The 15,921-nt window shown below is 74.0% G+C and carries 2 protein-coding genes; both read left to right on the top strand.

Annotated features, from left to right (window positions below; genetic code table 11):
* Positions 1-94: 94 nt before the first annotated feature.
* Positions 95-5,116 carry a non-ribosomal peptide synthetase gene (locus ABTY56_RS27155; RefSeq protein WP_350631804.1) on the top strand — a complete coding sequence of 1,674 codons (5,022 nt, stop codon included), beginning with the start codon at positions 95-97 and terminating at the stop codon, positions 5,114-5,116.
* Positions 5,113-15,897 (top strand): non-ribosomal peptide synthetase, encoded by a 10,785-nt coding sequence (locus ABTY56_RS27150; RefSeq protein WP_350631803.1) that lies wholly within the window; start codon positions 5,113-5,115, stop codon positions 15,895-15,897. The genes ABTY56_RS27155 and ABTY56_RS27150 overlap by 4 nt, the downstream gene beginning before the upstream one ends.
* Positions 15,898-15,921: the final 24 nt, after the last annotated feature.

Raw genomic sequence — 15,921 nt, 5'->3', positions numbered from 1 at the left:
TTCGAACTCCCGCCTTCCGACTCCCGCCCGCGGGGCGACGAACCACCCGGCCGCGAGGCGATCGAGCATCCGCGCACAGAGCACAGGAGTAGTGGTGAAATCCCAGCTGAGGCCCCAGAAGTCGACCGCGGCCCGGCCCTCGGCCGGGCACGTGCTGCCCGGCCTGTTCGCCGAGCAGGCCCGCCGCACCCCCGATGCGATCGCCGTCGAGACCGCCGACGAGCGGATCGACTACCGCACCCTCGACCGGAGGGCGGACGCCCTCGCGGCCCGCCTCGCCGCGCGCGGGGTCGGCGCCGGCGCGCCGGTCGCCGTCTGCCTGCCGCGCGGCGCGGACGTGGTGAGCGCGCTGCTCGCCGTCTGGCGGGTCGGCGCGATGTACGTCCCGCTCGACCCCGCCCACCCCCGCGAGCGGCTGGCCTGGCTGCTGGAGGCCACCGCGGCGCCGCTGGTCCTGACCGACCGGGCCACCCGGGCGGTCCTGCCGCAGGACGCCCCGGCCGGCTGCCTGGACGAGGACTGGCCGACCGACGGCGACGCCACCCCGGTCGCGCCGTTCCCCGTCGGGCCGCTCGACGCCGCCTACGTCATCTTCACCTCCGGCTCGACCGGCCGCCCCAAGGGCGTGGTGGTGCCGCACGAAGGCATCGCCAACCGGGTCGGCTGGACGGTCCGCCGGCACGGGCTCGGCCCGGGCGACCGGATCCTGCAGAAGACGACGCTCAGCTTCGACGCGGCGGGCTGGGAGATCTTCGCCCCGCTGGTCAGCGGCGCGACCGTGGTGATGGCGCCGCCCGGCACCGAGCGCGACCCCGCGCTGATGGTCGCCACCGTCGCCGAGCGGCGGATCACCGTGCTCCAGGTCGTCCCGTCGGTGCTGCGGCTGCTCACCGAGCAGCCCGCGTGGGAACGCCTCGACACGCTGCGGCTGCTGTTCTGCGCCGGCGAGCCGCTGCGCGCCGAACTGCTCCGCAAGCTCCCCGCCGGGCTGGCCAACGGCGTCTGGAACACCTACGGCCCCACCGAGTGCTCGATCGACGTCACCGCCCAGGAGGTCGACCTCGACCAGGCGGACGGACCGGTGCCGATCGGCCGGCCGATCGAGGGCATGCGGGTGCTGGTGCTGGACACCGCCGGCGAGCCGGTGCCGATCGGCGTGCCCGGCGAGCTGTACGCGGGCGGCCCCGGCGTCGCCCTGGGCTACCTGAACCGTCCCGACCTGACCGCCGAGCGCTTCGTCCCGGACCCGTACGGCCGGCCCGGCGGCCGGCTGTACCGCACCGGGGACCTGGTGCGCTGGCGCCCCGACCGGACCCTGGAGTACCTGGGCCGGCTCGACCAGCAGACCAAGGTCAACGGTGTCCGGATCGAGCCCGGCGAGATCGAGGCGGCCCTCGCCACCCACCCCGGCCTGCACGCGGCCGCCGTCACCGTCGCCACCGGCCCGGACGGCGCCGTCCGCCTGGTCGCCCACGTCCGGCCGCAGGCCGAGCGGATCGGGTCGGCCGAGCTGCGGACCTTCCTGCGCGACCGGCTGCCCGAGGCCATGGTCCCCGCGCTGTACCGCAGCGTCGAGCGGTTCCCGCTCACCGCCAGCGGCAAGACCGACCGCCGGGCACTGGCCGCCGAGGCCGCCGCCGACATCGCCCGGCCCGCGTTCGTCCTCCCGGCCGGCGCGGCCGAGCGGGCCGTCGCCGAGGCCTGGGCCGCGCTGCTGCCCGCCGAGGCGATCGGCCGCGACGACGACTTCTTCCAGCTCGGCGGCTCCTCGATCCTGTTCACCCGGCTGCTGGCCCTGCTGCGGGACCGCTCCGAGCGCGAGATCGACCTGCGCGAGCTGTTCACCGCCACGACCGTGCGGGAGCAGGCCCTCCTGCTCGCCCCCGACCGCGGCCGGCACACCGCGATCACCCCGGTGCCCCGCACCGGGCCGCTGCCGCTCTCGCCCGCCCAGCAGCGCTTCTGGTTCCTCGACCGGATGGACCCGGGCAGCCCGGAGTGGGTCACCCCGCTGCTCGTGCGGCTGCCCGCCGACGTCACCGAGGAGCGGCTGCGCGCCGCCCTGGCCGCGCTCGCCGGCCGGCACGAGATCCTGCGCACCCGCTACCTCACCGTGGACGGCGAACCCCGCCAGCTGGCCGACCTGCCGGCCGAGGCCCGGCTGACCGTCCGGGAGACCGGGCCGGACGGCGTCGCCGACCTGCTCGCCGAGCGGCTGGCCGAGGGGTTCGACCTGGAGCGCGGCCCGGTCTGGCGGGCCCTGCTGCTGAAGGTGGCCGGGCAGCGCCCGCTGCTGGTGGTGACGATCCACCACATCGCCTCGGACGGCCGGAGCTCCGTCGTGCTGGAGCGGGACCTGCTGGACCTCTGCGCCGGCCGTGAGCCCGCCGAACCTCCCATCCAGTACGCCGACTTCGCCGCCTGGCAGAACCGGCGGCTGACCCCGGAGCTGGTCCGGCCGCAACTGGACTTCTGGCGGGAGCGGCTGGCCGGACTGGAGCCGCTGGAGCTGCCCGCCGACCGGCCCCGGCCGGCCGTGCGCGACTCCCGCGGCGGTGTGGTCGAGTTCAGCGTGCCGGAGGACCTCACCGGCCGCCTGCGCGCCCTCAGCCGCCGGCGCGGAACCACCCCCTTCATGACCCTGCTGGCCGCGTACGCCGTGGCGCTCGCCCGGCACACCGGCCGGGAGGACATCGCGGTCGGCACCCCCGTCCTCGGGCGCAGCCGCCCGGAGGCCGCCGACGTGGTGGGCTGCTTCCTCAACAACCTGGTGCTCCGCTGCGACCTCGCCGGCGACCCGACCTTCGACGAACTGCTGGACCGCGTCCGGGAGACCTCGCTGGCCGCCCTCGCCCACCAGGACCTGCCGTTCGAGCGCCTGGTCGAGGAGCTGAGCCCCGAGCGCGACACCTCGCGCACCCCGCTCCACCAGGTCGCCTTCGACTTCCAGGACGAGGGTGCCACCGGCACCGCCCTGGACGACGCGGACCTCGCGGCGCTCACCGCGGGGTGGCGGGTCGCCAAGACCGACCTGACGCTGTTCGTCCAGCACACCGTGGGTGGTGGTCTTCGGGGGCAGGTGGAGTTCGCGACGGCGTTGTTCGATCGGGTGTCGGTGGAGGGGTTCGCGGGTCGGTTCGTGCGGTTGTTGGAGGGTTTGGTCGCGGATCCGTCGGTGCGGGTGTCGTCGGTGGGGTTGCTGTCGGCTGGGGAGTTGGCAGTCGTGGCGCCGGGTGCGGCACTGCGTGGCGGTGTGGTGGCTGGTCGGTTGTTGCATGAGGTGTTCGAGGAGCGGGTGGCCGAGTCGCCGTCGTCGGTGGCGGTGGTGGCCGGTGGTGTGGAGCTGTCGTACGGGGAGGTGAATGTCCGGGCGAACCGGTTGGCGCATCTGCTGCGGGAGTTGGGGGTGGGTGCGGAGTCGCCGGTGGGTGTGTGTCTGGGGCGTGGTGTGGATCTGGTGCCGTCTCTGTTGGGGGTGTTGAAGTCGGGTGCGGCGTATGTGCCGTTGGATCCGGCGCATCCGGTGGAGCGGCGTGGGTTCGTGTTGGGTGACACGGGGGCGTCGGTGGTGGTGACGTCGTCGGAGTTTGTGGACGAGCTGTCGGGGGTGTTCTCGGGTCGGCTGGTGGTGGTCGACGAGGGGTTGCCGGTTCGTGTGGGGTGGGATGCGGATCCGGTGGCGGTGGGGTCGCCGGAGGGTCTGGCGTATGTGATCTACACGTCGGGTTCGACGGGGCGGCCGAAGGGCGTGTGTGTGTCGCACGCGAGTGTGTGGCGGCTGTCGGTGGTGACGCGTGGGCAGTACGGGTTCGGTGCGTCGGATGTGTGGCCGTTGTTCCACTCGTACGCGTTCGACGTGTCGGTGTGGGAGATGTGGGGCGCGCTGCTGAACGGTGGGCGCCTGGTGGTGGTGCCGTTCGAGGTGGCGCGTTCGCCGGAGGACTTCCTGGATCTTTTGGTGGAGCACCGGGTGACGGTGTTGAACCAGACGCCGTCGGCGTTCCGTGCGCTGGTGACGGCGGCGGGGGAGGGTGACGAGCGGATCGGCCGGCTGGCGGTGCGGGTGGTGGTGTTCGCGGGTGAGCGGCTGGAGTTCGGTGAACTGCGGCCGTGGGTGGAGCGGTTGGGGCTGGAGTGCCCGGCGCTGGTCAACATGTACGGGATCACGGAGACGACCGTGCACTCCACCTACTACCGGGTGACGGAGGAGGACCTGTCGGGCACCGGGAACCCGGTGGGTGTGCCGTTGGGGGATCTGCGGATCTATGTCCTGGACCGGTTCGGTGAGATCGCCCCGCCCGGTGTGGTGGGTGAGATGTATGTCGGTGGTCCGGGTGTGGCACGTGGCTATCTGGGGCGTCCGGCTCTGACGGCGGAGCGTTTCGTGCCGGACCGGTTCGGTCCGGCGGGCGGGCGTCTGTATCGCAGTGGTGATCTGGCGCGTCGGATGGCGGACGGTTCGCTGGAGTTCGTCGGCCGGATCGACGACCAGGTGAAGATCCGCGGCTACCGCATCGAGTTGGGTGAGATCGCGGCGGTGATCGCGCAGGACGAGGCGGTGCGGGACGCCGTGGTGCTGGCACGGGAGGACGTGCCGGGTGAACGGCGGTTGGTGGCGTACGTGGTGCCGGCCGGCACGGGATCGGACGGTGTCCGGTTGCGGGCCCGGGTGGCGGAGCAGCTGCCCCCGTACATGGTCCCGGCGGCCTTCGTGGAGCTCGAGGCCTTCCCGCTGACCGCCAACGGCAAGCTCGACAAGCGCGCGCTGCCGGTTCCGGACGGGCGTGCACTGGCCCTGGGCGGGGAGTTCGTGGCCCCCGACGGTCCGGTGGAGGAGCTCGTCGCGGCGGTGTGGGCGGACGTCCTGGGCGTCGAACGGGTCGGCGCCCACGACAACTTCTTCGACCTCGGCGGCAATTCGCTGCTGGCCCTGCGCCTGGTGTCCCAGGTGCAGGAAGCGATCGACATCGACCTTCCGGTCCGGCAGGTGTTCGACCAGCCGACCGTGGCCCGGATGGCCGACCAGGTCGAGGCAAGGCTCAGGGCGGAGCTGTCGCACGGCGGCTCCGCGGTGAACGGGAACGGCACCAAGGACGTCGAGGAGACGAACGCATGAGCGCCGCAGACAGCCAGCGCCAGGACAGCCGGCGCCAGGACACCGCCGACAACGCCGACAACGCCGAGACTGCCGTCAGCACCGAGCAGCTGCGGGCCGAACTGCTGCGCCGCCGGGCCGCGGGCCGGGCCGGCGGCAGCCGCACCGCCATCCCCCGGGCCGACCGCTCCGCCGCCCTGCCGCTCACCTTCGGCCAGCAGCAGCTCTGGTTCCTGCACCGGCTGGACCCGACCAGCCCGGAGTACCTCGTCCCGCTGCTGCGCCGGCTCCGCGGCCCGCTCGACCGCGCGGCGCTGGACCGGTCCTGGCAGGAGCTGCTGGACCGGCACGAGATCCTGCGCACCCGGTACGGCCTCGCGGACGGCCGGCCCGTCCAGCTGATCGACCCGGCCGCGCCGCTCGACCTCCCGCTGACCGACCTCACCGGCCTGCCCGCCGGCGAGCGCGAGGCGCGCGCCACCGAGCTGGCCGAGGCCGCCGTGGCGGAGCCCTTCGACCTGGCCGCGCAGTGGCCGGTGCGCGGCTCGCTGATCCGGCTCGCCGAGGACGACCACCTGCTGGTCGTGGTGTTCCACCACATCGCCTGCGACGCGTGGTCGACCCGGGTGTTCGAGGAGGAACTGGGCGCGCTGTACGGCGCGTTCACCGCCGGCCAGGCGTCGCCGCTGGCTCCGCTGCCGGTGCAGTACGCGGACTTCGCGGCCTGGCAGCGGGACCGGGTCGCCGGGGACGAGCTGGACCGGCTGCTCGGCTACTGGCGGGAGCGGCTGGCCGGCCTGGAGCCGCTGGAGCTGCCCGCCGACCGGCCCCGGCCGGCCGTGCGCGACTGGCGCGGCGCGGCCGTTCCGGTGGAGGTCCCCGCGGCGCTGGCCCAGCGGCTGGACGCCTACTCCAAGGAGCGGGGCGTCACCCTCTTCACCACCCTGCTGGCCGCCTTCGACGTGGCGCTCGCCCGGCACACCGGCCGGGAGGACATCGCGGTCGGCACCGTCGTCTCCGAGCGCAACCGCCCGGAGCTCGGCCGGATGATCGGGTACGGCGTCAACACCCTGGTGCTGCGCGAGCAGTGGACGGGCGAGCCGTCGTTCGCCGAACTGCTGGACTCCGTCCGGACGACCGTGCTGGACGCGTTCGACCACCAGGAGGTGCCGTTCGCCCGGCTGGTGGACGAGCTGAGCCCCGAGCGCGACACCTCGCGCACCCCGCTGTTCCAGGCCGCCCTCACCCTGCACGAGTCCGTCGAGGGGCTGCTCAACCTGTCCGGGATCGACACCGAGGTCGTCGAACTCCCTTGGCGGACCGCCAAGTTCGATCTCGCGATGCAGATCGAGACCACCGTGGGTGGTGGTCTTCGGGGGCAGGTGGAGTTCGCGACGGCGTTGTTCGATCGGGTGTCGGTGGAGGGGTTCGCGGGTCGGTTCGTGCGGTTGTTGGAGGGTTTGGTCGCGGATCCGTCGGTGCGGGTGTCGTCGGTGGGGTTGCTGTCGGCTGGGGAGTTGGCAGTCGTGGCGCCGGGTGCGGCACTGCGTGGCGGTGTGTCGGGTCGGTTGTTGCATGAGGTGTTCGAGGAGCGGGTGGCCGAGTCGCCGTCGTCGGTGGCGGTGGTGGCGGGTGGTGTGGAGCTGTCGTATGGGGAGGTGAATGTTCGGGCGAACCGGTTGGCGCACTACTTGCGGGAGTTGGGGGTGGGTGCGGAGTCGCCGGTGGGGGTGTGTCTGGGGCGTGGTGTGGATCTGGTGCCGTCGCTGTTGGGGGTGTTGAAGTCGGGTGCGGCGTATGTGCCGTTGGATCCGGCGCATCCGGTGGAGCGGCGTGGGTTCGTGTTGGGTGACACGGGGGCGTCGGTGGTGGTGACGTCTTCGGAGTTCGTGGACGAGCTGTCGGGGGTGTTCTCGGGTCGGCTGGTGGTGGTCGACGAGGGGTTGCCGGTTCGTGCGGGGTGGGATGCGGATCCGGTGGCGGTGGGGTCGCCGGAGGGTCTGGCGTATGTGATCTACACGTCGGGTTCGACGGGGCGGCCGAAGGGCGTGTGTGTGTCGCACGCGAGTGTGTGGCGGCTGTCGGTGGTGACGCGTGGGCAGTACGGGTTCGGTGCGTCGGATGTGTGGCCGTTGTTCCACTCGTACGCGTTCGACGTGTCGGTGTGGGAGATGTGGGGCGCGTTGTTGAACGGTGGGCGCCTGGTGGTGGTGCCGTTCGAGGTGGCGCGTTCGCCGGAGGACTTCCTGGATCTTTTGGTGGAGCACCGGGTGACGGTGTTGAACCAGACGCCGTCGGCGTTCCGTGCGTTGGTGACGGCGGCGGGGGAGGGTGACGAGCGGATCGGCCGGCTGGCGGTGCGGGTGGTGGTGTTCGCGGGTGAGCGGCTGGAGTTCGGTGAACTGCGGCCGTGGGTGGAGCGGTTGGGGCTGGAGTGCCCGGCGCTGGTCAACATGTACGGGATCACGGAGACGACCGTCCACTCCACCTACTACCGGGTCACCGAGGGCGACTTGTCGGGTGCGGGCAATCCGGTGGGTGTGCCGTTGGGGGATCTGCGGATCTATGTCCTGGACCGGTTCGGTGAGATCGCCCCGCCCGGCGTGGTGGGTGAGATGTATGTCGGTGGTCCGGGTGTGGCACGTGGCTACCTCGGCCGTCCGGGGCTGACGGCGGAGCGTTTCGTCCCGGACCGGTTCGGTCCGGCGGGTGGCCGGCTCTATCGCAGTGGTGACCTGGCGCGTCGGATGGCGGACGGTTCGCTGGAGTTCGTCGGCCGGATCGACGACCAGGTGAAGATCCGCGGCTACCGCATCGAGCTCGGCGAGATCGCCGCCGTCCTGACCGCCGACCCGGCCGTCCGGGACGCCGTCGTCCTCGCCCGCGAGGACGTCCCCGGCGACCGCCGGCTGGTCGCCTACCTGGTGCCCGCGGACGCCGAGCTCGACGCCGCCGCACTGCGGGCCCGGGTGGCGGAGCAGTTGCCCCCGTACATGGTCCCGGCGGCCTTCGTGGAGCTCGACGCCTTCCCGCTGACCGCCAACGGCAAGCTCGACAAGCGCGCGCTGCCCGCCCCCGAGGGCCACTCCCTCGCCCTGGGCGGGGAGTTCGTCGCCCCCAGCGGTCCGGTGGAGGAGCTCGTCGCGGCCGTGTGGGCGGACGTCCTCGGTGCCGAACGGGTGGGCGCCCACGACAACTTCTTCGACCTCGGCGGCGACTCCATCCGCGGCGTCGTGCTGGTCGGGGCGCTGCGGGCGGCCGGGCTGGACGTGTCGGTGCGCGACGTCTTCGAGCACCGTACGGTGGCCGCGCTGGCGCGGTCCGCCGGCGGCCGGGCGGCGGCCGGCGAGCAGACCTACGTCCGGCCGTTCGAGCTGCTGTCGGCCGCGGACCGGGAGCGGGTGCCGGACGGCGTCACCGACGCCTACCCGATGTCGCAGGTGCAGCTCGGCATGCTGGTCGAGATGCTCGCCGACGACGAGCTGAACAAGTACCACAACATCACCCTGTTCAAGATCCGCGACGACGGCCCCTTCGACGGCGAGGCGCTGCGCGAGGCCGTCCGGGTGGTGACCGCGCGGCACGAGATGCTGCGGACCGCGTTCGCCGTCTCCGGCTACTCGGTGCCGATGCAGCTGGTGCACGCCGAGGCCGAGATGCCGGTGCTGATCCACGACCTGTCCGCGCTGGACGCGCACGCGCAGCAGCGCGAACTCGCGGCGCACACCGCGCGGGAGCGCGCCGCCCTGTTCGACCTCACCCGCCCGCCGCTGCTGCGGGTCTCCGCGCACCCGGTGGACGAGCGGACCTGGTGGTTCGGGCTCACCGAGTGCCACTCGATCCTGGAGGGCTGGAGCTTCCACACCCTCCTGATGGAGTTCCTGGCGGTCTACCGGCAGGTGCGCGACGGCTCGGAACCCGAGCCGTTCGACCCGCCCGCCGTCCGCTACGCCGACTTCATCGCCGCCGAGCTGCAGGCGCTGGAGTCCGCCGAGGACCGCGCGTACTGGCAGGGGACCGTCCGCGACCACCAGCCGGTCGGCCTGCCCGCCACCTGGGCGGACGGCGCCGACGAGCCGCGGGAGAGCTACCGGATCAAGGTGCCCTACCTGGACCTGGACGCCAGGCTGCGCGCGCTCGCCGCCGAGGAGGGCGTCTCCCTGAAGAGCGTGCTGCACGCCGCGCACCTCAAGGTGATGAGCCAGCTCACCGACGCCCCGGCGTTCTTCACCGGGCTGGTCTGCAACGGCCGGCCGGAGGCGGAGGGCGCCGAGCGGGTGTACGGGATGTACCTGAACAGCCTGCCGTTCGGCTTCGAGCGGGGCGCGCGGACCTGGCGCGAGCTGGTCGGCCGGGTGTTCGCCCGCGAGGTGGAGCTGTGGCCGCACCGGCGGTTCCCGATGCCGGTGATCCAGCGGGAGTTCGGGGAGGGGCCGCGGCTGCTGGACATCCGCTTCAGCTACCTGGACTTCCACCAGGTCGACACCGGTCTGGTCGACGCCGGCGCCAGCGTGGACGACAGTCTGACCGAGTTCGCGCTCGCCACCCTCGTGCTGGGCGGCAACCTGGTCCTGATGTCGCACACCCACGCGATGAGCCGCGCGCACGCCGAGCGGCTCGCCGGGATGTACCGGTCGGTGCTGGAGGCGATGGCCGCCGACTTCGACGGCGACGCGCTCGACGCCTGCCTCCCGGCCGGCGAGCGGGAGACGGTCCTGCGGGGGTTCAACGCCTCCGCCCCCGCCGACGGCGCCCCGGGAAGCGTGCTGGAGCTGTTCGAGGCGCAGGCCGACCGGACCCCGGACGCGGTGGCGCTGACCTTCGGCGAGGCCGCCGAGGGCGCCACCACCTACGCCGAACTGGAGGCCGCCGCCAACCGGCTGGCCCGGCACCTGCGGGGCCTGGGCGTCGGCCCGGAGTCCGTGGTCGGTGTCCTGCTGGACCGCGGCCCGGACCTGCTGACGGCCCTGCTGGCGGTCTGGAAGGCCGGTGGCGCCTACCTTCCGCTGGACCCGGGGCACCCGAGCGAGCGGATCGGCGCCATGCTGGCCACGGCCGGGGTCCGCGCCGTGCTGACCCAGGAGGCGTACCGGGACGCGGTGTCCGGTGCGGCCGAGCGGCCGGTGGTCGTGTTGGACGCCGAGCCGGACCGCGCGGCGCCGGCCGCCCTGCCCGCCGAGCGGATCGGGGAGCCCGCCGACCCGGCCGGGCTGGCGTACGTCATCTTCACCTCCGGCTCGACCGGCACCCCCAAGGGCGTCCAGGTGCACCACCACGGCCTGGCCAACCACGTCCGCTGGGCGGCCGCCGAACTGGCCGGGCGGGGGAGCGGCGGCGGGGCGCTGTTCTCCTCGGTCGCCTTCGACCTGGTGGTGCCCAACCTCTGGGCGCCGCTGGTCACCGGGCAGCGGGTCCACCTGCTCCCGCAGGACCTCCCGCTCGACCGACTGGGCGAACTGCTCGCCGCCGCGGGCCCGTTCAGCTTCCTCAAGCTCACCCCGGGCCACCTGGAGATCCTCTCCCGGCAGCTGGACGAGCGGCGGGCCGCGGCCCTGGCCGAGGTGGTCGTGGTGGCCGGCGAGGCCTTCCCCGGCCGGTCGGCCGATCACTGGCTGGGCCTGCTGGGCCCCGGCCGGCTGATCAACGAGTACGGCCCGACGGAGGCGTCGGTCGGCACCAGCATCCTGCCGGTGGACCGCCCGCAGCCGGTCGACGTGGTGCCGATCGGCCGCCCGCTGCCGGGCCTGCGGATGTACGTCCTGGACGACGCGCTGGAGCCGGTGCCGGTCGGCGTGGTCGGCCAGCTGTACGTCGGCGGCGAGGGCGTGGCCCGCGGCTACGCCGGCCGCCCCGACCTCACCGCCGAGCGCTTCCTGCCCGACCCGTACGGCCCGCCCGGCGCCCGGCTGTACCGGACCGGCGACCTCGCCCGGCTGTCGGCCGACGGCGTGGTGGACTTCGTCGGCCGCGCCGACGACCAGGTGAAGATCCGCGGCCACCGGATCGAGCCCGGCGAGATCCGCAGCGTGCTGCTGGACCACCCCGGGGTGGCGGAGGCGACCGTGGTCGCCCACCGCGCGGCCAACGGGGACCTCCGGCTGGCCGCCTACTGGGTCCCGGCCGGGCAGGACGGCCGGCCCGGCGCCGAGGCGCTGCGGGCGCACTGCGCCGGGCTGCTCCCGGAGCACATGGTCCCGGCCTCGTTCACCGCCCTGGAACGGATCCCGCTCAACCGCAACGGCAAGGTCGACCGCCGCGCGCTGCCCGCCCCGGACGAGGGCGGCGCCGCCAGCGGCCGGGCGTACGTCTCGCCGCGCAACCCGCTGGAGGAGCAGCTCGCCACCGCCTGGGCCCAGGTGCTGGAGACGGACCGGGTCGGGGTCGAGGACAGCTTCTTCGACCTCGGCGGCCACTCCATCCGCGCGGTCGTGCTGGTCGGTTCGCTGCGTGCGGTGGGACTGGACGTCTCGGTGCGCGACGTCTTCGAGCACCGCACGGTGGCGGCGCTGGCCGCCTCGCTGGCGGGCCGCTCCCACGTCGCCGCCGAACGGCCGGTCGAGCCCTTCGAGCTGATCGGCCCGGCCGACCGCGAGCTGCTGCCGGCGGGTGTCACCGACGCCTACCCGATGTCGCAGGTCCAGGTCGGCATGCTGGTCGAGATGCTCGCCGACGACGAGCGCAACAGCTACCACAACGTCACGGTGCTCAAGATCCGCGACGACGCGCCCTTCGACGCCGAGGCGCTGCGCGGCGCCGTCCGGGCGGCCACCGCACGGCACGAGATCCTGCGCACCTCACTGCACGTCTCCGGGTACTCGCTGCCGCTGCAACTGGTGCACGCCGAGGCACCGGTCCCGGTGGCGGTCCTGGACCACCGGGAGCTCGACGAGCGGGCGCGGCGGCGCGCACTGGACGACCACACCGCCCGCGAGCGGGCCGAGCTGTTCGACCTGACCCGGGCGCCGCTGGTGCGGGTCGCCGCCCTGCTGGAGGGCGAGCACGACTGGCGGCTGGCCTTCACCCAGTTCCACGGCATCACCGAGGGCTGGACCTTCCACAACCTGGTGATGGAGCTGCTGGAGGACTACCGGCGGCTGCGCGACGGCCGGCCGGCCGCGGCGGACAATCCGCCCCCCGTCCGGTACGCCGACTTCATCGCCGCCGAACGGCGCGCCCTGGACTCCGCCGAGGACCGCGAGTACTGGCGCGACCACGCCGCCCGCTACCCGCGCCTCGGCTTCCCCCAGGACTGGGCCGACCCCACCCGGCCGCGCGAGGACTACCACCTGTACGTGATGCACCGGGACCTCGAAGCGGGCCTGCGGGCGCTGGCCAGCGAGGCCGGGGTCTCCCTGAAGAGCGTGCTGCACGCCGCGCACCTCAAGGTGATGAGTCAGCTGACCGACGCCCCGGCGTTCTCCACCGGCCTGGTCTACAGCGCCCGGCCGGAGGTGCGGGGTGCCGAACGCGTCCACGGCATGCAGCTGAACAGCCTGCCGTTCGGCTACGACCGGGGCGCGCGGACCTGGCGCGAGCTGGTCCGGCGGGTGTTCGCCCGGGAGCTGGAGCAGTGGCCGCACCGGCGGTTCCCGATGCCGGTGATCCAGCGGGAGTTCGGCGGCGGGGAACGACTGATCGACGTCCTCTTCACCTTCCAGGACTTCGAGCAGATGGACGCCGACCTGGTGGACCTCGACGCCGGCGAGGGCGACGACAGCACCGACTTCGCCCTCGGCGTGCCGACCACACCCGGCTACTACACCCTGCGCTCCCACACCCACGCGCTGAGCCGCGCGCACGCCGAGCGGCTGGTCGGGATGTACCGGTCGGTGCTGGAGGCGATGGTCGCGGACGCCGACGGCGACGCGCTCGCCACCTGCCTGCCCGCCGGGGAGCGCGAGTCGGTGCTCGACCGCTGGAACGGCCCGCGTGCCACCGAGCCCGTCCGCGGGACCGCCGCCGCCGCCTTCGAGGCGCAGGCCGCCCGCACCCCGGAGGCCGTCGCGGTCGAGCACGGCCCGGATCGGCTCGGCTACGGCGAACTGAACGCGCGGGCCAACCGCCTGGCGCACCACCTGCGTGCGCTCGGCGTCGGCCCGGAGTCGGTGGTCGGCGTGCTGCTGCCGCCGGGCGCCGAGCTGGTCACCGTCCTGCTCGCCGTCCTGAAGGCCGGCGGGGCCTACCTGCCGCTCGACCCGGCCCAACCGCCCGCCCGGCTGGCGCACATGGCGAACGACGCCGGGAACCCGCTGGTGGTGACCCGCGCCGAGCACGCCGACCGGATCCCGTCCGCCGCCGCCCGGGTGCTGCTCGACGCGGACGCCGGGCCGATCGCGGCCCGGCCGGCCACCGACCCGGCGCCCGTCGCCGGTCCGGACAACCTGATGTACGTCATCTACACCTCCGGCAGCACCGGGCAGCCCAAGGGCGTCGGCCTCACCAACGCCAACCTGCTGCGCCTGTACCGGGCGACGGCCGGGCGCTGCCCGTTCGACGCCGACCAGACGTGGGCCCTGCTGCACTCCGCGGCCTTCGACGTCTCGGTCTGGGAGATGTGGGGCGCGCTGCTGCACGGCGGACGGATCGTCGTCGTGCCGTCCGAGACGGCACGCGAACCCCGCGCGCTGCTCGCGCTTCTGACGGAGAGCCGGGTCACCCACGTGTCGATCTCGCCGGTGGCGTTCCGCGCGCTGGTCGCGGCGGCCGACGGCGACCGCGCGGTGCTCGACGCGCTCGCGCTGCGCACCGTGGTCTTCGGCGGCGACCGGCTCGCCGCCTCCGACCTCGCCGAGTGGGCGGCGGTCCGCTCCCCGGACGCGACCGCGCTCGCTCAGGCGTACGGGCCGACCGAGGCCACCGTGCACGTCACCTACCGCCCGATCGGGGCCGCCGACCTCGACCTGGCCGGCGGCATCCCGCTCGGCCGGCCGATCGACGACACCCGGGTGTACGTCCTCGACCCGGAGGGCCGGATCGTGCCGGTGGGCGTGCCCGGGGAGCTGCACCTGGCCGGCCCCGGCCTGGCCCGCGGCTACCTCGGCCGGCCGGCGCTGACCGCCGAACGGTTCCTGCCGGACCCGTACGGCGCGCCCGGCAGCCGGATGTACGCCACCGGTGACCAGGCCCGGCTGCTGCCCGACGGCGAACTGGAGTTCCTCGGCCGGGTCGACGAGCAGCTGAAGATCCGCGGCTACCGGATCGAACCCGGCGAGGTCCAGGCCGTGCTCACCGAGCACCCGGCCGCCCGCGAGGCCGTGGTCACCGCCACCGCGCCGGGCAACGGACCGCGCCGACTGGTCGCCTACTACGTGCCCGAGGCCGGGGCCGCCGCCACCGGGACCGAACTCGCGGCGCACTGCGCCGAGCGGCTGCCCGCGTACATGGTCCCCGCCGCCTTCGTCCCGCTGGAGCGGATCCCGCTCAGCGTCAACGGCAAGCTCGACCACGCCGCGCTGCCCGCGCCCGACCGCGAGGACTCGTGGGCCGGCGAGGAGTTCGTGGCACCGCGCACCCCGGTCGAGCGGCAACTGGCGGCGATCTGGCGGGACGTCCTGGGGCTGGAACGGGTCGGCGCGCGGGACAGCTTCTTCGAGCTCGGCGGGGACTCGATGACCGTGCTGCGCGTCATGGAGCAGGCGCGCGCCGCGGGCCTGCCGCTGACCCTGCGGATGCTCTACCAGACCGCCTCGATCGAGGAGCTCGCCGTGACCCTCACCGCCCCCGAGCCCGCCCCCGGACGGCCCGCCGAACCGGGCGCCGAGCACGGGCCGCGCCGCGCCGCCTCCCCGTACGCGGAGCTGATGGAACGCCACGGCGTCCCCGGGATGAGCGTGGCCCTGCTGCGCGACGGCGAACTCGCCGGGCTGGAGACGCACGGCGTGGTCGCCGCCGGCAGCACCGACCGGGTCACCGCGGACACCCCGTTCAAGGTCGCCTCGGTCAGCAAGCACATCACCGCGCTCGGCACGCTCACCCTCGCCGCCGAGGGTCTGCTGGACCTCGACACCGACGTCAACGCGTACCTGCGCGACTGGCAGGTGCCCGCCGCCGTCGGCCCGGTCACCGTGCGCCACCTGCTGCTCAACACCTCCGGCCTGGCCCTCGAAGCGGAACACGAGCCGTACCGGCCCGGCGACGAGGTGCCGACCGTCCTGCAGGCGCTGCGCGGCGAGCACCCCTCCCGGACCCCGGAGCCCGCCTTCGAGCACCGCCCCGGTGAGCTGTTCCGCAAGAACAAGCTCAACTACCTGCTGCTGGAGCAGGTCCTGACCGACCTCACCGGCCTGCCGTTCCCCGAACTGATGCGCAGCCGGGTGTTCCTGCCGCTCGGGATGACAGCCAGCCGCTACGACTGGGGCTACGGCCGGAGCTCCCGGCGGCCGGTCGCCCGGGGCCACGACACCGCGGGCCGGCCCGTCGACGTCGGGCTGCCGATCCACCCGTCGGTGGCCGGCGGCGGCCTGTGGACCACCGCGACCGACCTCGCCCGGGCCGCCGCCGAGATCCGCCGCGGGTACCTCGACGACGATCCGGTCCTGCTCACCCCGTCGCTCGCCCGGGACCTGCTCACGCCGAGCCCCGGCTCCATGTACGGCATGTCCACCGTCATCGACGCCACCGCCGGTGACCTCGACTTCGGCGTCTTCGGCGAGTTCGAGGGCTACTTCGCGATGACCATGACCCAGGTGCACGGCGGCAACGGCTTCGTGGTGCTGACCAACGGCGACAACGGCAAGGAGCTCGCCCGGGCCGTCATCGAGGCCGGCGAGGGCGACAACGCGCACTTCGGCTCGCGCTGGTGACGCCCCGCCGCCCCGGCCCACCCC

The organism is Kitasatospora sp. NPDC097691 (genome assembly GCF_040302665.1).
Classification (GTDB): domain Bacteria; phylum Actinomycetota; class Actinomycetes; order Streptomycetales; family Streptomycetaceae; genus Kitasatospora.
This window is presented reverse-complemented; position numbering and strand designations above follow the sequence as displayed.

Bases quoted from the DNA above. Each gene is read 5' to 3' on its own strand.
- ABTY56_RS27150 (WP_350631803.1), top strand. From the start codon at position 5,113: ATGAGCGCCGCAGACAGCCAGCGCCAGGACAGCCGGCGCCAGGACACC.